General features: G+C 67.0%; 22 protein-coding genes. 15 read left to right on the top strand and 7 right to left on the bottom strand.

The window, feature by feature from the left end:
• Positions 1-160: 160 nt before the first annotated feature.
• From GGC30_RS01900 to GGC30_RS01880, 5 genes are all read left to right on the top strand, one after another.
• Positions 161-1,000, top strand: a complete 840-nt coding sequence (locus GGC30_RS01900) for an alpha/beta hydrolase (RefSeq protein ID WP_153922425.1) — start codon at positions 161-163, stop codon at positions 998-1,000.
• Positions 997-1,401 carry a VOC family protein gene (locus GGC30_RS01895; RefSeq protein ID WP_153922423.1) on the top strand — a complete coding sequence of 135 codons (405 nt, stop codon included), beginning with the start codon at positions 997-999 and terminating at the stop codon, positions 1,399-1,401. Before GGC30_RS01900 ends, GGC30_RS01895 begins: the two co-directional genes overlap by 4 nt.
• A gap of 5 nt (positions 1,402-1,406) precedes the next feature.
• Complete coding sequence (gene purT / locus GGC30_RS01890; RefSeq protein WP_153922421.1) at positions 1,407-2,603, top strand: formate-dependent phosphoribosylglycinamide formyltransferase; 1,197 nt, start codon at positions 1,407-1,409, stop codon at positions 2,601-2,603.
• Positions 2,604-2,844: 241 nt separating this feature from the next.
• On the top strand, positions 2,845-4,932 hold the full coding sequence (locus GGC30_RS01885; RefSeq protein ID WP_370451832.1) for a carbon starvation CstA family protein: 2,088 nt from the start codon (positions 2,845-2,847) through the stop codon (positions 4,930-4,932).
• Positions 4,925-5,155, top strand: a complete 231-nt coding sequence (locus tag GGC30_RS01880; RefSeq protein ID WP_231576559.1) for a YbdD/YjiX family protein — start codon at positions 4,925-4,927, stop codon at positions 5,153-5,155. Before GGC30_RS01885 ends, GGC30_RS01880 begins: the two co-directional genes overlap by 8 nt.
• A 1-nt stretch (position 5,156) precedes the next feature.
• Here the strand turns inward: GGC30_RS01880 and GGC30_RS01875 are convergent, their stop codons facing one another.
• Together GGC30_RS01875 and GGC30_RS01870 are read right to left on the bottom strand one after the other, a co-directional pair.
• Positions 5,157-6,428 carry a S41 family peptidase gene (locus tag GGC30_RS01875; protein ID WP_228763545.1) on the bottom strand — a complete coding sequence of 424 codons (1,272 nt, stop codon included), beginning with the start codon at positions 6,426-6,428 and terminating at the stop codon, positions 5,157-5,159.
• Positions 6,429-6,478: 50 nt separating this feature from the next.
• Positions 6,479-7,189, bottom strand: a complete 711-nt coding sequence (locus GGC30_RS01870) for an SDR family NAD(P)-dependent oxidoreductase (RefSeq protein WP_153922417.1) — start codon at positions 7,187-7,189, stop codon at positions 6,479-6,481.
• A 41-nt stretch (positions 7,190-7,230) separates the two neighbouring features.
• Here GGC30_RS01870 and GGC30_RS01865 point away from each other — a divergent pair, with 41 nt between their 5' ends.
• The 4 genes from GGC30_RS01865 (at position 7,231) to GGC30_RS01850 (ending at position 12,047) form a co-directional block, all read left to right on the top strand.
• A complete protein-coding gene (locus GGC30_RS01865) occupies positions 7,231-7,932 on the top strand; it encodes an HAD family hydrolase (protein ID WP_153922415.1) in 702 nt (233 codons plus the stop codon).
• A gap of 126 nt (positions 7,933-8,058) precedes the next feature.
• Positions 8,059-8,373 carry a ribonuclease E inhibitor RraB gene (locus GGC30_RS01860; RefSeq protein WP_038293704.1) on the top strand — a complete coding sequence of 105 codons (315 nt, stop codon included), beginning with the start codon at positions 8,059-8,061 and terminating at the stop codon, positions 8,371-8,373.
• Between the two features lie 25 nt (positions 8,374-8,398).
• Positions 8,399-11,698, top strand: coding sequence for a carbamoyl-phosphate synthase large subunit (gene carB / locus GGC30_RS01855; protein ID WP_153922413.1), 3,300 nt, complete (start codon positions 8,399-8,401; stop codon positions 11,696-11,698).
• 70 nt (positions 11,699-11,768) lie between these two features.
• Positions 11,769-12,047, top strand: a complete 279-nt coding sequence (locus GGC30_RS01850) for a DUF1294 domain-containing protein (RefSeq protein WP_153922411.1) — start codon at positions 11,769-11,771, stop codon at positions 12,045-12,047.
• Here the strand turns inward: GGC30_RS01850 and GGC30_RS01845 are convergent.
• Positions 12,037-13,335 (bottom strand): dicarboxylate/amino acid:cation symporter, encoded by a 1,299-nt coding sequence (locus GGC30_RS01845; RefSeq protein WP_153922409.1) that lies wholly within the window; start codon positions 13,333-13,335, stop codon positions 12,037-12,039. The genes GGC30_RS01850 and GGC30_RS01845 overlap by 11 nt on opposite strands.
• A 128-nt stretch (positions 13,336-13,463) precedes the next feature.
• On the opposite strand from GGC30_RS01845, the gene GGC30_RS01840 reads away from it, so the two are divergent.
• From GGC30_RS01840 to GGC30_RS01820, 5 genes are all read left to right on the top strand, one after another.
• Positions 13,464-13,664, top strand: a complete 201-nt coding sequence (locus tag GGC30_RS01840) for a hypothetical protein (RefSeq protein WP_055752936.1) — start codon at positions 13,464-13,466, stop codon at positions 13,662-13,664.
• Positions 13,665-13,734: 70 nt separating this feature from the next.
• On the top strand, positions 13,735-14,400 hold the full coding sequence (locus GGC30_RS01835) for a glutathione S-transferase family protein (protein WP_153922407.1): 666 nt from the start codon (positions 13,735-13,737) through the stop codon (positions 14,398-14,400).
• Positions 14,401-14,454: 54 nt separating this feature from the next.
• Complete coding sequence (locus GGC30_RS01830) at positions 14,455-14,655, top strand: hypothetical protein (RefSeq protein ID WP_055752934.1); 201 nt, start codon at positions 14,455-14,457, stop codon at positions 14,653-14,655.
• 147 nt (positions 14,656-14,802) lie between these two features.
• Positions 14,803-15,276: a transcription elongation factor GreA gene (greA, locus tag GGC30_RS01825; protein ID WP_055752933.1), complete on the top strand. Its 474-nt coding sequence runs from the start codon at positions 14,803-14,805 to the stop codon at positions 15,274-15,276.
• 5 nt (positions 15,277-15,281) lie between these two features.
• Positions 15,282-16,262, top strand: coding sequence for a mitochondrial fission ELM1 family protein (locus GGC30_RS01820; RefSeq protein ID WP_370451831.1), 981 nt, complete (start codon positions 15,282-15,284; stop codon positions 16,260-16,262).
• A gap of 125 nt (positions 16,263-16,387) precedes the next feature.
• On the opposite strand, the gene GGC30_RS01815 is transcribed toward GGC30_RS01820, so the two are convergent.
• A complete protein-coding gene (locus GGC30_RS01815) occupies positions 16,388-16,675 on the bottom strand; it encodes a hypothetical protein (RefSeq protein WP_228763544.1) in 288 nt (95 codons plus the stop codon).
• Positions 16,676-16,745: 70 nt separating this feature from the next.
• On the opposite strand from GGC30_RS01815, the gene trxB reads away from it, so the two are divergent.
• On the top strand, positions 16,746-17,753 hold the full coding sequence (trxB, locus tag GGC30_RS01810) for a thioredoxin-disulfide reductase (RefSeq protein WP_153922403.1): 1,008 nt from the start codon (positions 16,746-16,748) through the stop codon (positions 17,751-17,753).
• Positions 17,754-17,769: 16 nt separating this feature from the next.
• On the opposite strand, the gene GGC30_RS01805 is transcribed toward trxB, so the two are convergent.
• From GGC30_RS01805 to GGC30_RS01795, 3 genes are all read right to left on the bottom strand, one after another.
• Positions 17,770-18,729 (bottom strand): aldo/keto reductase, encoded by a 960-nt coding sequence (locus tag GGC30_RS01805; RefSeq protein ID WP_153922401.1) that lies wholly within the window; start codon positions 18,727-18,729, stop codon positions 17,770-17,772.
• A 70-nt stretch (positions 18,730-18,799) separates the two neighbouring features.
• Positions 18,800-19,207 carry a response regulator gene (locus GGC30_RS01800; protein ID WP_055752929.1) on the bottom strand — a complete coding sequence of 136 codons (408 nt, stop codon included), beginning with the start codon at positions 19,205-19,207 and terminating at the stop codon, positions 18,800-18,802.
• A 63-nt stretch (positions 19,208-19,270) separates the two neighbouring features.
• A complete protein-coding gene (locus GGC30_RS01795; protein ID WP_228763543.1) occupies positions 19,271-21,208 on the bottom strand; it encodes a PAS domain-containing protein in 1,938 nt (645 codons plus the stop codon).
• Between the last annotated feature and the right edge of the window lie 37 nt (positions 21,209-21,245).

Here is a 21,245-nt window from a genome sequence, read left to right as displayed (position 1 = left end):
CGCGCGCAGCGTGGTGGAGGGGGCGGATATGGGCGAGATGTATCCGCCGGCTCTCGAACTATAATGGCGACCGCCGCTGCGAGGTCCGCCCCTCCACCACTTCGCGGTACCCCTCCCCCGTTTCGCTGCGCTTCACGGGGGAGGATTTCAGGAGCCTCCGATGAAACGCCTCACACTCGGTCTTCTTCTGGCCCTCGGCGCGGCACCGACCCTCGCCCAGACCGTTCCCCAGACGCCCGCCATAGCCGAAACCCCCATCGTCATCGGCCGGTCCTACGCCCTGCCCTCTGCGATCATGGGCGCGACGCGTGAGATCAACATCTGGCTGCCGCCTGGTTATGCCGACAGCGGCAAGACCTATCCCGTCCTTTATGTCCTCGACGGCGGTCAGGATCAGGACTTTCACCACATCTCGGGCCTCGCCCAGTTGGGGACCATCGTCGGCACGACGCGCGACGTGATCGTGGTCGGCATCGCCTCGGAGAATCGCCGCAACGAACTGGCCCTGCCCACCACCGATCCTGACCTGATCGCCCGCTATCCGACACAGGGCCATTCGGACCGTTTCCGCCGTTTCGTGGCCGAAGAGGTCCTGCCGTTTATCCAGACCCGTTATCGCACCAGCGGCGAGACGGCCCTGATGGGCGAATCGCTCGCCGGCCTGTTCGTGGTCGAAACCTTCTTGAAGGAACCGCAGATGTTCGACGCCTATGTCGCCGTCAGCCCCAGCCTGTGGTGGGACGGGGGCGAACTGGCGCGTCAGTCCGGCGCCCGTCTGCGCGACCAGTCGAACGATCCGCGGACCCTGATCCTGACCCTGGGCGACGAAGGCCCCGAGATGCAGGCGCCGATGGACGTGCTGACGGCCAATCTGCGCGACCACGCCCTGCCCGGCCTGAGCTGGAGCTTCACGCCCCGCCCAACCGAGAGCCACGCCACCATCTATCACGGCGCGGCCCTGGACGCCTTCCGCCAGCTCTTTGCGGAGCCTGCGAAATGAGTCGCCCCAAGCACCGGCTCGGCGCGATCAGCCTGCTGGTCCACGACTATAACGCGGCCATCGCCTTCTATGTCGGCACACTGGGCTTTGCGCTCAGCGAAGACACCGACATGGGCGGCGGCAAACGCTGGGTGCGGGTCACGCCCAAAGGTGGCGAGACCAGCCTGCTGATGGCGCGCGCCACGACCGACGCCCAAAAGGCCCAGGTCGGAAACCAGGCCGGCGGCCGGGTCTGGCTGTTTCTGGAAACCGACGACCTGATACGCGACCACGCCGCCTGGCTTGCCGCCGGCGTCCACTTCCGCGAAACCCCACGACATGAGACCTATGGCAAGGTGGTGGTCTTCGAAGACCTCTACGGCAACGCCTGGGACCTGATCGAACCCGCTACCGGAGCCTGACGCCCATGAAACTCGGCACCCCGCTTTCCGACACCGCCGTGCGCGTCATGCTGCTGGGCTCGGGCGAACTGGGCAAGGAGGTCGCCATCGAGCTGCAGCGGCTTGGCGTCGAGGTCATCGCCGTCGATCGCTATCCCAACGCCCCGGCCATGCAGGTCGCGCACCGCAGCCACGTCATCCCCATGACCGACGCCCAGGTGCTGAACGGCGTCATCCTGGCCGAGGCCCCGCACTTCATCGTGCCCGAGATCGAGGCCATCGCCACCGAGGTTCTGGCCGATATCGAGGCCGCCGGCATGGCGACGGTCGTCCCGACGGCTCGCGCGGTGCAGCTGACGATGAACCGCGAGGGCATCCGCAAACTGGCCGCCGAAGAGCTGGGCCTGCCCACCAGCCCCTACGCCTTCGCCGGCTCGGCCGAGGAACTAGCCGCCGGCGCCGAGGCCGTCGGCTATCCCAACTTCGTCAAGCCGGTCATGTCCTCGTCGGGCAAAGGCCAGTCCTTCGTCGAAGGCGCCGATGAAATCGCCGACGCCTGGACTTACGCCCAAGACAGCGGCCGCGTCGCCAGCGCCCGCGTCATCGTCGAGGGACGCATCGACTTCGACTTCGAGATCACGCTGCTAACCGTCCGCTCGCGCGATGCCGACGGCTCGACCCGCACCGATTTCTGCGCGCCCATCGGCCACCGCCAGGTCAAGGGCGACTACGTCGAAAGCTGGCAGCCGCAGGCCATGACGCCCGCTGCGCTGGCCGCCTCCCAAGACATCGCCGCCAAGGTCACAGAGGCCCTTGGCGGTTACGGCGTCTTCGGCGTCGAACTGTTCGTCAAGGGCGATCAGGTCTGGTTCTCCGAGGTTTCGCCCCGTCCGCACGACACCGGCCTGGTCACCCTGGCCAGCCAGACCATGAGTGAGTTTGCGCTGCACGCCCGCGCCATCCTGGGCCTGCCCGTCGACGTGAGCCAAAGTGAACCCGCCGCCAGTGCCGTCATCTATGGCGGCATGGACGCGCAAGGGATCGCCTTCGAGGGCGTTGCGGAGGCCCTGTCGGTCCCGACCGCCGACCTGCGTCTGTTCGGAAAGCCCGAGGCCTTCGAGCGCCGCCGCATGGGCGTCGCTGTGGCCCGCGGCGCCGACGTCGAACAGGCCCGCGACCGCGCGCGTGAAGCCGCAGGCTGTGTGAAAGTCGTTCGGAACTGACACCGCCGTCTCCTCCCCACCTGTGGGGAGGGGGACCGCGAAGCGGTGGAGGGGTTCTTGAAGCGCCACCGGCGCCCGTGATGCGGTGAAGAACCCCTCCGTCTCTCCGCTGCGCTTCGAGCCACCTCCCCATGAATGGGGAGGAGACGTATTTCTACGACTTTAGTCGATTGGCCTTGTCCCGCATTGTGGTGCAAACCAAGGGCGAGGGTCGCAGTCAGCCGGCCGGGAGGGATCTGTCGTGGGCAAACTCAGCACACCCATAATCTTCGGCGCCATCGCCATCCTGGGGGCGGTGTCCCTCGGCATCATCGCCCTGCATCAGGGCGAAAGCATCAGCGCGGTCTGGATGGTGGTCGCCGCCGTCTGCACCTATGCGATCGCCTATCGGTTCTACAGCCGCTACCTGGCCAACAAGGTCATGCAGCTGAACCCCGCGCGCCTGACCCCGGCCATGCGGCGCAACGACGGGCTCGACTATGTGCCGACGCCCAAGAACGTCCTGTTCGGCCACCACTTCGCCGCCATCGCCGGCGCAGGCCCGCTGGTGGGGCCGGTGCTGGCCGCCCAGATGGGCTATCTGCCGGGCGTCCTGTGGATTCTGGTCGGCGCCGTGCTGGCCGGCGCGGTGCAGGACATGATGGTCCTGTTCATGTCCACGCGTCGCGACGGCAAGTCGCTGGGCGACATGATCCGCACCGAAATGGGCAACATCCCCGGCATCATCGCCCAGGTCGGCGTCCTGATGATCATGGTCATCATCCTGGCGGTTCTGGCCCTGGTCGTGGTCAAGGCCCTGGCCGAAAGCCCGTGGGGCACGTTCACCGTCGCCGCCACCATCCCCATCGCCATCTTCATGGGCCTGTACACCCGCTTCCTGCGGCCGGGCCGCGTGGGCGAGGTGTCGGTGATCGGCGTCGTCCTGTTGATCCTGGCCATCATCGGCGGCGGTCACATCGCGGCCGATCCGTTCTGGGGTCCGGCCTTCACCCTGACCGGCCCGACTCTGGCGATCCTGATGATGGTCTATGGCTTCATCGCCTCGGTCATTCCGGTGTGGCTGCTCCTGGCGCCGCGCGACTATCTGTCGACCTTCCTGAAGATCGGCGCGATCGTGGCCCTGGCCGTCGGCATACTGATCGTGCGTCCGCACCTTCAGATGCCGGCCATCACCCCCTTCATCGACGGCACCGGCCCGGTCTTCGCCGGCGCCCTGTTCCCCTTCCTGTTCATCACCATCGCCTGCGGCGCGGTGTCGGGCTTCCACGCCCTGATCTCGTCGGGCACCACGCCCAAGCTGCTGGAGAACGAAGCCCAGATCCCCATGATCGGCTACGGCGCCATGCTGTGCGAAAGCTTCGTCGCCGTCATGGCCCTGATCGCCGCCACGGTGCTGGATCCGGCCGTCTATTTCGCCATGAACAGCCCGGTCGCCGTCATCGGCAACGATGCGGTCTCGGCCGCCGCCGCCGTGGCCCAATGGGGCTTCCACATCACGCCCGGAGAGCTTGAACAGCTGGCGCGCGACGTGGGCGAACATTCGATCCTGTCGCGCGCAGGCGGCGCCCCGACCCTGGCGGTCGGCATGGCGCACATCCTGTCCGGCGTGATCGGCGGCAAGGCCATGATGGCCTTCTGGTATCACTTCGCCATCCTGTTCGAAGCCCTGTTCATCCTGACGACCGTGGACGCCGGCACCCGCGTCTGCCGCTTCATGATCCAGGACCTGCTGGGCGTCGCCGTGCCCAAGATGCGCGAAACGAAGTCGTGGGGCGCCAACGTCGTCGCCACGGCCCTGACGGTCGGGCTGTGGGGCTATTTCCTCTACACCGGCGTGGTCGATCCGCTGGGTGGCATCAACAGCCTGTGGCCCCTGTTCGGCATCGCCAACCAGATGCTGGCCGCCGTCGCCCTGATCCTGGGCACCGTCGTGCTGTTCAAGATGAAGCGCGAGAAGTTCGCCTGGGTCATGGTCGTTCCCGCGACCTGGCTTCTGATCTGCACCCTGACGGCGGGCTTCCAGAAGCTGTTCCACCCGGACGTCCGCATCGGCTTCCTGTCCCACGCCCGCAAATATCAGGAGGCGCTGGGCACCGGCGAACTGATTGCCCCGGCCAAGAGCATCGGCGACATGCACCGCATCGTCGTCAACGACTACGTCAACTCGACCCTGACGGCGGGCTTCCTGTTCGTGGTCGTCACCATGGTCGTCTATGGCGTCCTGGCGTGCCGCAAGGCCTACGCGAACAACCGCCCGACGGTGCGCGAGTATCCGGAAAGCCACCAACTGACAGCGGCTGACGAGGCGGCGGATGCGGCCCGTGCCTGACGTTCAGGATGACCTGCTGTGCCTGTGCCGCGACACCGCCCTGCGGTGGGGTCGCGGCGTTCGGCGCACGGCCGGCGCCATGATCGGTCAGCCGGATTATCAGGCCTATGTCGATCACGCGGCGGCGACCCATCCCGACCAGCCGCCGCTGGACAAAACCGCCTTCTTCCGCCTGCACGAGCAGCGCCGCTTTGGCGGCGCCGGCGGGTTCAAATGCTGCTGATCTAGAGGCCGCTGGCGGGGGTGTCGGCCCTGGCGCGATCCTCGGCCTGAAGGGCGGCGATCGCCGTCTCCAGTGTCGGATCGTCGCCCGCGCGGCGTTGGGCCACGGTGCGAGGCGCGGCGATGTCGGGCGTGACCCCCCGCTTCTCCAGCCGAATCCCCCCCGAAGTCACGAAGTCCGCTCGGCTGAGCGTCAGCCGCCCGCCGTCCGGCAGATTGGTCTCCTGAGCGATCAGCACCGATCCGCCGGTCTTCTCGCCCACCACGATGCCACGCCGCGCCTCCTGCAAGGCGGCCGGCGTCAGTTCGGCGGCGCTGCGGCTGCCTTGATCCACCAGAACCGCCACATCATTGGCCAGGGGATCGCGCCGATCGCCGCAGTCGCCAGCCGCCCTCAGCACCACCGGCCGACCGCTGCGTCCCGTCCGCGTCGCCCAGACCTGATCGCGCGGCAGGAAACAGGTCAGGACCGATTCCGCCTCCATCAGCCGCCCACCGGGATTGCCACGCAGGTCCAACACCACGTCCACATCCGGCGGCAGGCCTTCCAACTCGCTGCCCATCCAGGCGCCCAGGCCTTTGTCGAATTGCTCGACCCGCAGCACCAGCACCCCCGGCCGCGACTTGTCGGCGGTGAATGGTTCGATGGCCTCCATCACCCGCGGCGTCAGGGCAATCTCGCGCCTCTGCCCCGCATCGTCGGTCAGGACCAGTTGCACCGGAACCCCGTCATAGGTCTCGACATCCGGTCCCCAGGGCTTCCCGTCGACCGAATTCAGGGCCCAGCCCATCTGCACCCCCGCCGCCTCGGCCGGTGAGCCGGGCCGGACACGCTCGACGGTCCAGTCGTCCGGCGTCTCGCCCCGCATCAGGGTCAGGCCCATCACGGCGCGCCGGGCGAACTGCGCCTCCTGACGCCGCACCGCCGCCGGCGGACTGGCCGCCGCATGACCGTCGTCCAGCAGATCCAGCATCGCATTGATGACGCGGTACAGCCCGCGCTCATCGCGCGCCGCCAGGGCCTGGGGCCGGAACGTCGCCCGCGCGGCGTTCCAATCCACGCCGTGCAGGGTCGGATCGTAATAGCCCCGCCGCACTTCGCTCCACACCCGATCGAACACCCGCTGGTTCAACCGCGAGCGGTCACGCGAGGGCGCTGTGGCAACGACCGGATCAACAACCGGCGAATCGACCGGTTGGGCCACGGCCGGAACGCTCAGCGGCAGGCCGAGCAACAGAAGGCTGAAAAGCCGGGCGGAAACGCTCAGACGCATGAGCGCCATCTGACGTCAGTCGCCCGCTTCGCTCAAGTCACGACTGCGCGCTATTCCGGCACCCGCGCCCCGTCCCAGGCGAAGACGCCGCCGCTGTCGGCCGGGGTCAGGTTCGACAGCACGGACAGCAGCCGCTCTGCGGAATAGTCGGCTGTGAATAACTTGCCCTCCGCCACCCCCTTCTGGAACGGGGCGCTCAGGTCCGTCGCCACCGTGCCCGGATGCAGACCGGCGATCACCGCCTGCGGATGGCTGCGCGCCATCTCGACCGACAGATTGCGCAGGATCATGTTCAGCGCCGCCTTGGATGCGCGATAGGCGTGCCAACCGCCCAGTCGGTTATCGGCAATCGACCCCACCCGCGCCGACAGGGCCGCGAACACCGCGCGTCGATCGCGCGGCATCAGCGGCAGCAGATGTTTCGCCGCCAGCGCAGGCCCCACTGCGTTGACGCGGTAGTCCCGCAACAGGTGTTCCGCATCCAACTGACGAAACGACCGTTCCGGCTGAAGCCCGTCGTGCAGCACCCCGGTCGCCATGACGATCAGGGTTGGGGCCGGCCCCTGGCCGATCCGTTCGGCGGCGGACGCCAGACTGACTTCATCCTCCAGATCGGCGGCCAGACACTGCGCGCCCGCCACATCCGCGCCGGACCGCGACACGGCCCACACCGTCTCGAACGCGCCGTCCGCCACGATCCGCTCGACCATCGCCCGGCCGATGCCGCCCGTCGCCCCGATCACCACCGCCGATCCGTTCATCCCGTCTCCCTTCCGCGTTCGTCCCATGATAGGGGCGCGGCATGAGCATCACCACGGTCGGCCTCGATGCCGACGATACCCTCTGGCACAACGAGACGATCTTCCGCCTGACCCATGCGCGGTTCGTCGATCTTCTGGCCGACCACGGCGACGAGGCGACCATCGAGGCGCGTCTGGCCGAAACCGAGCAACGCAATCTGCGGCTCTATGGCTACGGCATCAAGGGCTTCACCCTGTCGATGATCGAGACGGCGATGGAGCTGACGAACGGCGAGGCTCCGCCCCATGTCGTGCGCGAGATCCTGGCCGCCGGTCGCGAGATGCTGGCCCACCCGGTCGAGACCCTGCCCGGCGTGGACGCGGTCGTCGCCGAACTATCCGAAAAATACCGACTTGTCCTGATCACCAAGGGCGACCTGCTGGATCAGGAGCGCAAACTGGCCGCCTCAGGCCTGGGCGACCTGTTCAGCGCCGTCGAGATCGTCTCAGAAAAGGATCGCGCCACCTACGAGCGGGTCTTCAACCGCCACGGCACCGGCCCCGCCGAGGCCGTCATGGCCGGCAACTCCATGAAGTCCGACGTCCTGCCCGCCATCGCCGCCGGCGCCTTCGGCGTCCACATCCCCCACCACGTTACCTGGGCCCACGAATTGGCCGACGCCCCGGTGGACGAGCCCCGCTACGTCTCCCTCGCCCGCATCGACGAACTCCCCGACTGGATCGCGGCGATCGCAGACGCTTAAGGTCTTGCCCCCTCGCCCCTCCCTCTCTAAACGGGCCGCTTAACCGACAAGCAGACGTGAGCGTCGCAGGGCCAAGCTCTGCGGGGGCCTCTCGCGCGCGTAGAGAACGAAGGACGACGCACTCCCTTGGACGCCTCGGACATCCGTCATGACGAACGCGACGCCATGGTGCGCGCGGCGCTGGCCGAACAGGGCGACAGCGGCGTGACGCCGCGCCATACGTTGTTCTACTTCTATGGCGAGGGCGACCACGGCGACCTGAACGAGGTCGCCCGGCGCGCCGGCTTTCTGACACGCGGCGCCGACGACATGACGGTGCTCGAAACGACCATGGCGGTGGACGAGGCGTCTTTCGCGGCGACCTCGGCCATGATGCAGACCTGGGCCGCGGCCTTCCAGCTGGAGTATGACGGCTGGGAATGCGCGGTCGTGACCCACTAGCGTTCAATAAGAAGAAGAGCTGGCGATGCCCAAGCGCACAGACATCAAGTCCATCCTCATCATCGGCGCCGGCCCGATCGTCATCGGCCAAGCGTGCGAGTTCGACTATTCCGGGGTTCAGGCCTGCAAGGCGCTGAAGGCGGAAGGGTATCGGGTCATCCTGGTCAACTCGAACCCCGCCACCATCATGACCGACCCGGAGGTGGCCGACGCCACCTATATCGAGCCGATCACGCCCGAGATGGTCGAGAAGATCATCGTCAAGGAAAAGCCCGACGCCCTGCTGCCGACCATGGGCGGCCAGACCGCGCTGAACACCGCCCTGGCCCTGCATGAATCCGGCGCGCTGGCCAAGCACGGCGTCGAGATGATCGGCGCCAAGGCCGAGGTGATCGACAAGGCCGAGGACCGCCAGAAGTTCCGCGACGCCATGGACAAGCTGGGTCTGGAATCGCCCCGCTCCAAGGCCGCCCATTCGATGGAAGAAGCGCTGGAGGGGCTGGAGTTCGTCGGCCTGCCCGCCGTGATCCGCCCCTCCTTCACCCTGGCCGGCACAGGCGGCGGCATCGCCTTCAACCGCGAGGAGTTCGAGGAGATCGTCCTGCGCGGCCTGGACCTGTCGCCGACGACCGAGGTCCTGATCGAAGAGTCCGTTCTGGGCTGGAAGGAATATGAGATGGAGGTCGTCCGCGACACGGCGGACAACTGCATCATCATCTGCTCGATCGAGAACGTGGATCCGATGGGGGTCCACACCGGCGACTCCATTACCGTCGCCCCTGCCCTGACGCTGACCGACAAGGAATATCAGCGGATGCGGACGGGCTCGATCAATGTGCTGCGCGAGATCGGCGTCGAGACGGGAGGCTCGAACGTGCAGTGGGCGATCAACCCTGCCGACGGCCGCATGGTCGTGATCGAGATGAACCCGCGCGTGTCGCGCTCGTCCGCACTGGCGTCCAAGGCCACCGGCTTCCCCATCGCCAAGGTCGCGGCGCGTCTGGCGGTCGGCTACACCCTGGACGAACTAACCAACGACATCACCCAGGTCACGCCGGCCAGCTTCGAGCCGTCGATCGACTATGTCGTCACCAAGATCCCGCGCTTCGCCTTCGAGAAATATCCGGGTTCGGAGCCCCTGCTGGGCACCTCGATGAAGTCGGTCGGGGAAGTCATGGCCATCGGCCGCACCTTCCAGGAATCGATGCAGAAGGCCCTTCGCGGGCTTGAAACCGGCCTGTCGGGCTTCGACGAGATCGAGATCGAAGGGGTGGCCGGCGCCGAAGACGACGCCACGGCCCGCGGCGCCGTCGTCCGCGCCTTGGGCGTTCCGACCCCCGACCGCATCCGCGTCATCGCCCAGGCCTTCCGCCACGGCCTGACGGTCGAGGAGGTCAACGCCGCCTGTTCCTACGAACCCTGGTTCCTGCGCCAGATCGCCGACATCGTGCGCGAGGAAGGCCATGTGCGGGTCAAGGGCCTGCCGACCGACCCGACCGAGTTCCGCCGCCTGAAGTCCAAGGGCTTCTCCGACGCCCGTCTGGCGCAACTGACCGGCCAGAGCGAGAAATCCGTCCGGACCGCCCGTCGCGGCCTGAACGTGCGCCCGGTGTTCAAGCGCATCGACACCTGCGCCGCCGAGTTCGCCAGCGCCACCGCCTATATGTACTCGACCTATGAGACCGGCGCTCTGGGCCAGATCCCCGAGTGCGAAAGCGAACCGACGGACAAGAAGAAGGCCATCATCCTGGGCGGCGGTCCGAACCGGATCGGCCAGGGCATCGAGTTCGACTACTGCTGCTGCCACGCGGCCTTCGCCTTCGACCAGATCGGCGTCGAGAGCATCATGGTCAACTGTAACCCCGAGACCGTCTCGACCGACTACGACACCTCCGACCGCCTGTATTTCGAGCCGCTGACGGCCGAGGACGTGCTGGAGCTGATCGAGGTCGAGCGCTCGAACGGCGAGCTGATCGGCTGCGTCGTCCAGTTCGGCGGCCAGACCCCGCTGAAGCTGGCCCACGCCCTGCAGGAGGACAATATCCCCGTTCTGGGCACGTCGGTCGATTCCATCGACCTGGCCGAGGACCGCGAACGCTTCCAGCAGATGCTGGAGGGCATCGGCCTGCGCCAGCCGCCCAACGGCCTGGCCCGTTCGGCCGAGGAAGCCGCCCAGAAGGCCGAAGAGGTCGGCTATCCCGTCGTCCTGCGCCCCTCCTACGTCCTGGGCGGTCGCGGCATGATGATCGTCCACGACCGCGAGCAACTGGACCGCTACGTCCACGAGGCCATGCGCGTCTCGGGCGACGATCCGGTCCTGATCGACCACTATCTGAACCGCGCCACCGAGGTGGACGTGGACGCCCTTTGCGACGACGAGACGGTCTTCGTCGCTGGCGTCCTGGAACATATCGAGGAAGCCGGCGTCCACTCGGGCGACAGCGCCTGCTCCATGCCGCCCTTCTCGCTGCGGCCCGAGATCGTCGACGAGCTGAAGCGTCAGACCACCGAAATGGCCAAGGCCTTGAAGGTGCGCGGCCTGATGAACGTGCAGTTCGCCATCGAGGAGCCGCACAGCGAAAACCCGCGCATCTTCGTGCTGGAGGTCAATCCGCGCGCCAGCCGCACGGCACCCTTCGTGGCCAAGACCATCGGCCAGCCTATCGCCTCCATCGCCGCCAAGGTCATGGCCGGCGTGCCGCTGAAGTCGTTCGGGCTGACGGACAAGCCCTACGACCATATCGCCGTCAAGGAAGCGGTCTTCCCGTTCGCCCGTTTCGCCGGGGTGGACACCGTCCTGGGCCCGGAAATGCGCTCGACCGGCGAGGTCATGGGGCTGGACTTCAAGCGGCCGGGAGAGGCCGACATGGCCCCCGCCTTCGCCCGCGCCTTCGCCAAGTCCCAGATCGGCGGCGGCACCACCCTTCCGACCTCGGGCTGCGCCTTCATCTCGGTCAAGGATGAGGACAAGCCCTTCATCGTCGACGCCGCCCGGACGCTGCTGGCCGAAGGCTTCAGCCTGATGGCCACCGGCGGCACCCACGCCTATCTGGTCGGACAGGGGCTGGAGGTGAAGCTGGTCAAGAAGGTGCTGGAAGGCCGCCCGCACATTGTGGACGCGATGAAAAACGGCGAGGTCCAACTGGTCTTCAACACCACATCGGGCAAGCAGTCGCTGCAGGACAGCTTCTCACTGCGCCGCACCGCCCTGATGATGAAGATGCCCTACTACACTACCACAGCCGGCGCCCTGGCGGCGGCCCAGGCCATCGGCGCGATCAAGGCTGGCGACCTGGATGTGCGGGCGATCCAGGACTACGCCTGACGTTGACGAAATCTCCGGTTTTCGGCCGCACGCCGCAAGGCTGTAGCGGCCGAACGCCGGAGCCACGCCGATGTCCAGTCTCGACCTCGCCCTGATCGCCATCCTGTGCGGCGAAGTCTTGGGGTTTATCGCTTTCGTTAGGGACAAGCAGCGCGCCAAGGCCGGCCTGTGGCGGACTCCAGAATCCACGCTCTTGCTGTTCGGCCTGATCGGCGGGCTGGGCGCCTGGATGGGTCAGCACATCCTGCGCCACAAGACGCGCAAGGAGCCGTTCAGGACGCAGTTCGGCCTGGTCGTCCTGCTTCACCTGATCCTGCTGGCGGGCGGCGCCGCTTGGGTCATTCTGTAGCGCGACCGTCCTCGCCCGCCCCATCTTCGCCCGCCACGATCCGGGTCGCGGCCAGGTCGGCGGTGACGTTGCCGACGGTGCGGAAGATGTCGGGGATGACCTCGACCGCCAGCAGCAGCGGCAGCACCCCCAGCGGCAGGCCCATGGCCAGGCAGATGGGGCCGATGGCGGCGAAGAAGCTGACCTGGCCCGGCAAACCGACCGAGGCGATGGACACGGCGATGGCCGTCAGACCGCCGGCGATCAGCACGCCGAGCCCCAACTCCACCCCGTGCAACTGCGCCACGTAGAGGCAGACCGCCAGGTTCGCGACCGGGCTGGTGATGCGGAACACCGCCACCGCCAGCGGCAGAACGAGGCCGGCGGAGGTCTGGGGCACGCCCAGCCAGTCGCGCGCGCGCTCGATCATCACCGGCAGGCTGGCCAGCGACGACTGGGTCGAGACGGCGACGACCTGGGCCGGGGCCACGGCGCGCGCGAAACGGGCCAACGAAATCCGACCCCACACGATCGCCACGACATAGATGATCAGGATCAGGCCGATCTGGCTGAGGCAGACGATGGCGACATAGTGGGCCAGCGTCCCCGCCACCCCCAGGCCCGCGCGCAAACCCACGCCCAGCGCCAGGGCGAACACCCCGAACGGCGCGGCCAGCAGCACCCAGTGGACGATGACCACCATGGTCTCGGCCACCGCCTCGAAGAAGCCGGCCAGAGGTCGCCGCAGCTCGGCCTTGATCCGTGTCGCGGCGAAGCCGAAGGCGACGGCGAAGACCACCACCGCCAGCACCCCGTCGTCGGACGCCGCCTTGATGACATTGGCCGGCGCCAGACTGGCCAGGAAGGCGCGCAGGCCGTCGGTGCGCGCCGCCTCGCCCACGGTCGCCAGCGATTCGGCGCTGACGCCCGCCAGCAGGCCACGCGCCGCCTCCGGATCGATCGGCCAGACCGCCAGCAGGCCCAGGCCCGCAAGGATCGCATAGATCGTCGCCCCGACCAGCAGCACCGCGAACACCACCAGCGACCGCACCGCGATCCGGCCCGTCGCCGCCGCATCGGCGATGGAGACGATGCCGGTCACCAGCAGGCTGAACACCAGGGGTATGACGGTCATGCGCAATGCGTTCAGCCACACCTGGCCCAGGCTCTCGACCACGCCCAAGGCGCCGGTCAGCCAGGCGGCCTGCGACCCTTGCGCCAGGGCGCCGACGACGACACCGGCGACCAGGGCCGCGATGACGAAAAAGCTCAAGGAGGTGAAGAAGGCGGCGATGCGGGATTGGCTCATGCTCTAGCGCTAGCACCGCTCGGCGCGTCGCGCGCGCCAAACCTTCTGCCGGTCGCTGACAGTTCATGTCGTCGCAGGGCGAACCCTGATCGCGCACGGCGCGTTGGGACGACGAAAGGAACTCAATCATGTCCCGTCTGAACAAACTCGTCCCGCTGATCGGCAGCCTGCTGCTCTCCAAGGGCGGCCGTCGCGTCGCCGGTCGTCACGCCGGCAAACTGGCCCTGGCGACCCTGGCCTATGAGGTCTGGCGCAACCGCCGCGAAGGCGCCAAGCCCAAGGTCGCGCCGCAACCTCGCGGACGCTGGAGCGGTCGCCGCCCGCGTTGAGGCCGCAATCGCCGCTCGACTTCTGGGGCGGCGTTGCGAATAGTCACGCCTCGCCGCCCGGAGCCGACCCATGATCAAAGTCCACCATCTGAACGACAGCCGCTCGCAACGCGTCCTGTGGCTGCTCGAAGAGTTGGGCCTAGACTATGAGGTGGTCCGCTACGAACGAAACCCCGGAAACCGGCTGGCGCCCCCCGAACTGCTGGCGATCCACCCGCTGGGCAAGTCGCCGGTCATCGAGGACGGCGCGGTCAAGGTCGCAGAGACCGGGGCCATCGTCGAATATCTGCTCGATACCTACGGCCAAGGTCGCCTGCGTCCGGCGGCGGGAACCGAGAACGGCCGTCGATTCACCTATTGGCTGCACTATGCCGAGGGGTCGGCCATGCCCCCTTTGCTGCTGAAGCTGGTCTTCAGCATGCTCCCACGCCGTGCGCCGGCCCTGCTGAAGCCGATCGTCAATGGCGTCGCCAACAAGGCGATCACCAGTTTCGTCGATCCACAGCTGCGCACCCATGTCGGGTTCTGGGAGGACGAACTGGGCCGCTCTGAATGGTTCGCGGGCGATCAGTTCACCGCCGCCGACATCATGATGAGCTTTCCAGTCGAGGCCGGCGCCGACCGCGCGTTCAATGCCGAGACCAAACCTCGTCTAAAGGCCTTCTTGAACCGCATCCATGCGCGGCCTGCCTATCAACGCGCGCTCGAGCGCGGCGGTCCCTACAGCTACGCGTGATCGGATCGTGATCGCGGCGGCGCAACCCGCCGTGGTCGAGGGCGTTAAGGTCTCATGCGCCTTCAAACCATTCAGATCGTCGCCGGACTGGCTGCGGCCGTCGCCTTCGTCCTCGCCTTCATGGCGGCAGGAGCCGCCCTGATTTCCGGCGTCTTCATGCTCGCTGGCCTCGCCGCCGTCGGTTGGCTAGCCTACAGCCTCATAAAGGGCGTCCTGCGCCGCGACCACAAGCCCGAACCGCCGGCCCGCGCTTGAGCGGTCAACCGGCGCGGGCATCGCGCTCTTGAATTCCTGAGCGAGAAACCCTAGTCTTGATGCCCGGCCGCGCCCGCCCCGCGGCCTTTTGTGTGCTTATCTCGCGTCTTTCCAGTCTCCGGGCGAACCAGAAAAATCACGACACAAATGGAAAAAGTGCCGATGACGGGCGAGGGCTACCGTGCCCTCGACGATCAACTGAAGCAATTGAAGTCGGTCGAAAGGCCGAGCGTGATCGCCGCCATTTCCGAGGCGCGTGAGCACGGCGACCTGTCCGAAAACGCCGAATACCACGCCGCCAAGGAGCGTCAGGGCTGGATCGAAGGCCAGATCGCCGAGATCGAGGACAAGATCAGCCGCGCCCAGGTCATCGACGTGTCCAAACTGTCCGGCAGTCAGGTCAAGTTCGGCGCCACGGTCACCGTGGTGGACGAGGACACCGAGGAAGAGGCCACCTATCAGATCGTCGGCGAACACGAAGCCGATGTGAAGAAGGGCAAGATCTCGATCGCCTCGCCGATCGCGCGCGCCATGATTTCCAAGGAGGTCGGCGACGTCGTGGAGGTCAACACCCCCGGCGGCGTGAAGGCCTACGAGATCCTCAAGGTCGAGTGGAAGTAATAGCGGTGGCTGGGGCAGCGTCCGCGCAGCCCCTTTCCATCTGGGTCGTCTCCGACGGCCGCGCCGGCATCGAGAATCAGGCGCTGGGTCTCGCCGAGGCCGTCCAGCGCCTGACCCCGGCCGAGGTTACGATCAAACATACTCGCTGGCGGCCGATCTTCGACCGCCTGCCGTCGGCGTTAAAGATTCCTGCCATGCTGGCGTCCGCGCCGTTGACCGCCCCCTGGCCCGATCTGTGGATCGCCACGGGTCGTGCGACCCTGCCGCTGTCGACCCGCGTCAAGGCCTGGAGCGGCGGCAAGACCTTCGTCGTCCAGACCCAGGATCCACGCTGGGCCGACGATCGCTACGACCTGATCGTCGCGCCCGCCCATGACGGTCTGTCGGGCGACAATGTCTTCGAAATCACCGGCTCGCCCCATCGCATCACGCCGCAGCGGATCGCCGAGGCCGCGCCCCCCTTCGCCGACCGGATCGCCCCCCTGCCCCATCCGCGCATCGCCGTGCTGATCGGCGGCAAGTCCAAGGCTTTCGACCTGACCGAGGCCCATGCGGCTGATCTGGCCGACCAGATCGCGGACGCCGTGCGAGCATCGGGCGGGGCGCTGATGCTGACCTTCTCACGCCGAACGCCCGACGCGGCGAAAGCCGCCATGACCGCTCGCCTGTCGGACCTGCCGGGCTGGATCTGGGACGGGACAGGCGACAATCCCCTGTTCGGCTTCCTGCATTTCGCCGACCACATCCTGGTCACCGAGGACAGCGCCAATATGGCCGCCGAGGCCGCCTCCACAGGCAAGCCGGTCCACGTCCTGCCGATGATCTCGCTGAAAGCCGGCGACAAGTTTGCTCGCCTGCACGACGACCTGCAATCGCGCGGCGCAACCCGCCCGTTCGACGGCACTCTGGAAGGCTGGACCTACGACCCGCTGGCCGAAACCGCCCGCGCCGCGCGCGCCGTCCTGGAAGCGATGCGGACGCGATAGCGAGACCCACGTCCGTTTCTGACGCCGTCATGCCTCATGGTGACGACCGTCATCAGGAGGATTCCCAAGAACGGTTCGCAAAAATCTGCACTAAAGTGCACTCAAAAAATCTGGAGTGGCCTTTTCTAGTCGCCGCCACCGCCCCCGCCGTCACAACCGCTGTCCCCGCTGCAGTCTGGGCCGCTGTGCTGCGACGTATCCGATGACGGCATGACCGCGCCGCCATCCGACCCGCCGCCCTTCCGGGCCTTGGCGTTCGCGGCCCCCATCAAGGCCACGCCAAAGCCCGATCCGATGGCCGTGCCCAGGGCGAGGCCCAGGCCGACGTTGTCCAGCGCCACGCCCAGCGCTACGCCGATCGACAGGCCCATGCCGATCCCGATCGGCAGGAAGGCCGCGTTCTTGCTCGTCATCCCCATACTCCCCTGCGTGTCAGGCGAGACTAGCATCGCGCAAACGGGAATCACCGCCTAAATAGGGGCCATGACCCAAGCTCGTACCGTTCGCGTCGCCATCATCGGTTCCGGTCCCGCCGGCTGGACCGCCGCCATCTACGCCGCCCGCGCCTCGCTGAACCCCGTCGTCATCGCCGGCATCCAGCCTGGCGGCCAGCTGACAATCACCACCGACGTCGAGAACTATCCCGGCTTCGCCGACACCATCCAGGGCCCCTGGCTGATGGAGCAGATGCAGGCCCAGGCCCTGCATGTCGGGACCGAGGTCATCCACGACATCGTGGTCTCCGCCGACCTGTCGCAACGCCCGTTCCGCCTGAAGCTGGACAGCGGCGAAGAGATGCTGGCCGAGACCGTCATCATCTCCACCGGCGCCCAGGCCAAATGGCTGGGGCTTGAGAGCGAGGCTGCCTATCAGGGCTTCGGCGTCTCGGCCTGCGCCACCTGCGACGGCTTCTTCTATCGCGGCAAGGAAGTCGTGGTCGTCGGCGGCGGCAACACCGCCGTCGAAGAGGCGCTGTTCCTGACCAACTTCGCCTCCAAGGTCACGGTCGTTCACCGCCGCGACGAGTTCCGCGCCGAGAAGATCCTGCAAGACCGACTGTTCGCCCACCCCAAGGTGGAGGTGATCTGGAACTCGGCGATCGAGGAGATCGTCGGCGTCGTGGACGGAATGGCCAAGAACGTGACCGACGTTCGGCTCAAGAACGTCCAGGACGGCTCGACCCGGGAAATCCATGCCGACGGCGTCTTCATCGCCATCGGCCACGCCCCGTCGTCGGAACTGTTCAAGGGCCAGCTGGAGACCAACGCCGGCGGCTATCTGCGGGTTAAGCCCGGCACGGCCTCGACCGAGATCGAAGGCGTCTGGGCCGCCGGCGACGTGACCGACGACGTCTACCGCCAGGCCGTCACCGCCGCCGGCATGGGCTGCATGGCCGCCCTGGAAGTCAGCCGCTTCCTTGCCGAAGAGGACCACGCCAAGGCCCACAACCCCATCAGCCACGCCGAGGCGGAGAAGATCGGGGTCTGGTGACCCCGATCCTGCGCGATCAGTAGGCCGAGGCCTCCGTCAGTTCTGCCAGATCCTCGTCCGATAGCGTCAGTGTCGCCGCCTTCAGCGTGTCGGCCAGTTGGTCGGTCGAGGTGGCGCTGACAATCGGGGCCGTCACGCCCGGCTGGGCCAGCAGCCAGGCCAGGGCGACTTGGGCGGAGGTGGCCTCATTCTTCTGGGCCACGGCGTCCAGAACCGCCAGGATACGCACGCCGCGCTCGTCGAACTTGTCCGTCAGCATTCCCTCACGCTTGGTCCCGGCGATCTGATCGACGGTCTTGTATTTGCCGGTCAGGAAGCCGCTCTCCAGGCTGAAATAGGTGATGACGCCCAGCCCCTTCTTGACGGCCAGGTCCTGCAACCCGCCCTCGAAGGTGTCGCGGCTGTAGAGGTTGTAGTGCGGCTGGATCGTCGCATAGGCGGCCAGACCCTCGCGCTGCGAGATGTCCAGAGCTTCGGACACCTGCTCGGCCGAATGGTTGGACGTGCCGATGGCGCGCACCTTGCCGGCCTGCACCAGCTTGTCCAGCGCGCGCAGCGTCTCGTCCTGCGGTGTCTTCGGATCGGGCCAGTGGGTCTGATACAGGTCGATATAGTCGGTCTGGAGCCGGCGCAGCGACGCCTCGACCGCCGTCTCTATCCAGGCCGGTGACAGGTCGTTGTGGCCCTGCCCCATATCCGATCCGACCTTGGTCAGGATCTTGACGTGGTCGCGCCGGCCGCGCGCCTTCAGCCACTTGCCGATGATCGTCTCGCTTTCGCCGCCGGAATGGCCCGGAACCCAGCGCGAATAGGCGTCGGCTGTGTCGACGGCGTCGAAACCGGCCTCGACGAAGGCGTCCAGCAGGGCGAATGAGGTCGCCTCGTCCGCCGTCCAGCCGAAGACGTTGCCGCCGAACACCAGGGGGGCGATGTCCAGGCCGCTGGAGCCGAGCTTGCGTTTGGAAAGGGTGGTCATGCGGAGATCTCCTCTTGGGGAGACCTCGACATATGCCGCATCATTGCGACCGCAACCGCCTCGGCTGCGGTCAGCCGAACAGTTGAAGACCCGGAGGCGCGTAGTCGACCGGCTGTCCCTGGCGACGGCGCAGGGCGTAATCCACAGCCGTCTGGACCGCATGTTCGTCTGTCGGTTTGGACAAGACGCCGATGGTACCGGCGACGCCGTCGCGCACCATGCCGGGGTTGGCCGTCATGAACAGGACGGAGACGCCCATGTCCTGACCCAGTTCGCGGCCCAGATTGATTCCTGTGGGACCGTCGGACAGGTGGATATCGACCAGCGCCAGATCAACGTCGTTCTCGCGCACCAGATCGCGCGCGGCCTGTGCGGTCGCGGCGACGCCCAGAACCTCGTGACCGAGGTCCTCCAGGACGAACCTAAGCTCCATCGCAACGAGAGCTTCGTCTTCGATGATGAGGATACGCGCAGTCATGGGTTCAATCAGTGCTCGGGAGCGTACGTAACGTCAGTGTGAGGCATTAGTTTCAATAGAGGACTAATTTGTATGTCCGCCCGCCGCTCGGCGTCGGGACAGAGCCGTAGCCGGCAGGTCCACGATGACCTGGAGCCCCTCTGGCCGCCACTCGCGCGACAACCGCCCGCCGAGTTGTCCCTCGACCGAGAGGCTGGCAAGGGATGAGCCGAAGCCGGTGCGTTGCGGCATGCCCTGGATGACCGGACCGCCCGTTTCCGACCAGGTCAGAACGAAGCGATCCTCCTGTCGTTCTGTGTCGAGCGTCACGACGCCCCCACGCTCGGAAAGCGCGCCGTATTTGGCGGCGTTGGTCGCCAGTTCGTGGAACAGCAAGGCCACTGAGGTCGCCGCCTGATCATCGAAGACGGCGTCCTCGCCCTGGATGACGACGCGCGCCCCGCCTGTCTCATCCGCATAGGCCTTGAACAGGTCGGACAGGAAGGAATGCAGGGTTGTCGCCCCGATCGTGGTCTTGGACGTTTCGGTGTGCGGCCGCACGAACTCATGCGCCCGGGCCAGGGCGGCGATGCGTGTGCGCAACGAGGCCGAAAACGCCTTGGCCTCCGGATACTGGCGCGCCGACAGGGCAACCAGGGCGGTGACGACCGCGAAGATGTTCTTGATCCGGTGGCTCAGCTCCTGGCTGACCAGCTCGCGGCCTTGCTCCAGCCGCTTCAACTCATCGATATCGGTCAGGGTGCCGAACCAGCGGGTGATCTCGCCCGCTTCGTCGCGGATCGCCACCGCGCGGCCCAGGGTCCAGCGATAGACGCCGCTGTGATGCTTCAGCCGGTATTCGATCTCATAGGGCTCGCCGGTTTCCAGCGAGTTGCGCCACACGGTCCACGCCCGTTCGCGGTCGTCGGCATGGAACATGTCGTTCCAGCCCTCGCCATCCGTCGAGCCCAGAGGCACGCCCGTGAATTCGTACCAGCGCGCATTGTAGTAGTCGTGAAAACCGTCCGGCAGGGTGGACCACACCATCTGCGGCATGGCGTCAGCCAACACCCGAAACCGACTCTCGCTTTCGCTCAGGGCCACGGCGGTTTCGGCGAGGTCCGTCTCGATGGTCTTGCGTTCGGTGATGTCCACCGCGACGCCGGGGAAGCGGATCGGCTTGCCCTCCGCGTCGAAATAGACCTGACCGCGCGCCAGAATCCAACGCACGTCATCACCCTGGCCCAAACGATATTCGCTGACGAAGGCGCCGTCGCCCGTCATGGCCCGGTCGATCTCGTCGGCGACGCGCTGGGCGTCGTCGGGATGGACGCTGGAGGTGAAAACCTCGATGGCCGCGCCCTCGCGCGCCGCTTCGGGATCCACGCCATACATCCGCGCAAAGCGTTCGTCGGCGATCACCCGGTTCTCGGGAATGTCCCAGTCCCAGGCCCCGACATAGGCTGAGGCCTCCATCGCCAACCGCGCGGTGCGGTCGCTGAGGTCCCGGTCCAACAGGGCGCGGCGCAACTCCAGTTGCGTCATCACCTGTTGCGCCAGGGTCTTGAGCGCCATCAGCTGAAGCTCGGTCAGACCTTGCGGGCGCGGCGTGTCGTCCAGCACGCACAGGGCGCCCAGCGGCACGCCGTCGGGCGTCCTCAGCGGATAGCCGGCATAGAAGCGGATGTGCGGCGCGCCCGTCACCAAATCATTGTCGATGAAGCGCTCATCCTGCATCGCGTCGGGGATGACCATGACGTCGTCGCCCAGCATGGCTTGGGCGCAGAACGACAGCGGCCGCGGCGTCTCGCGCACGCCCAGACCGACCTCGGACTTGAACCACTGACGCTGGGAATCAACCAGACTGACGGCGGCCATCGGCGCCTCACAGATGCGCGCGGCGAGCGACGCCAGATCGTCGAACGACCCTTCGGGCGTCGTGTCCAGCACGCCGTAGCTCGTCAGGGCCTTCAGACGGTCGGCTTCGTCCCACCTCGGACAATCGACTTCGGGGTGGGTCAAGCAGGCGTCCTCGCTGGGCCGGTCAGGTCCGACCATC

Origin of the sequence: Brevundimonas sp. SPF441, assembly GCF_009661015.1 — a bacterium.
GTDB classification, from domain to species: domain Bacteria; phylum Pseudomonadota; class Alphaproteobacteria; order Caulobacterales; family Caulobacteraceae; genus Brevundimonas; species Brevundimonas vesicularis.
Note: the sequence above shows the minus strand (reverse complement) of the source record. Positions and strands in the feature narration are given on the sequence as shown.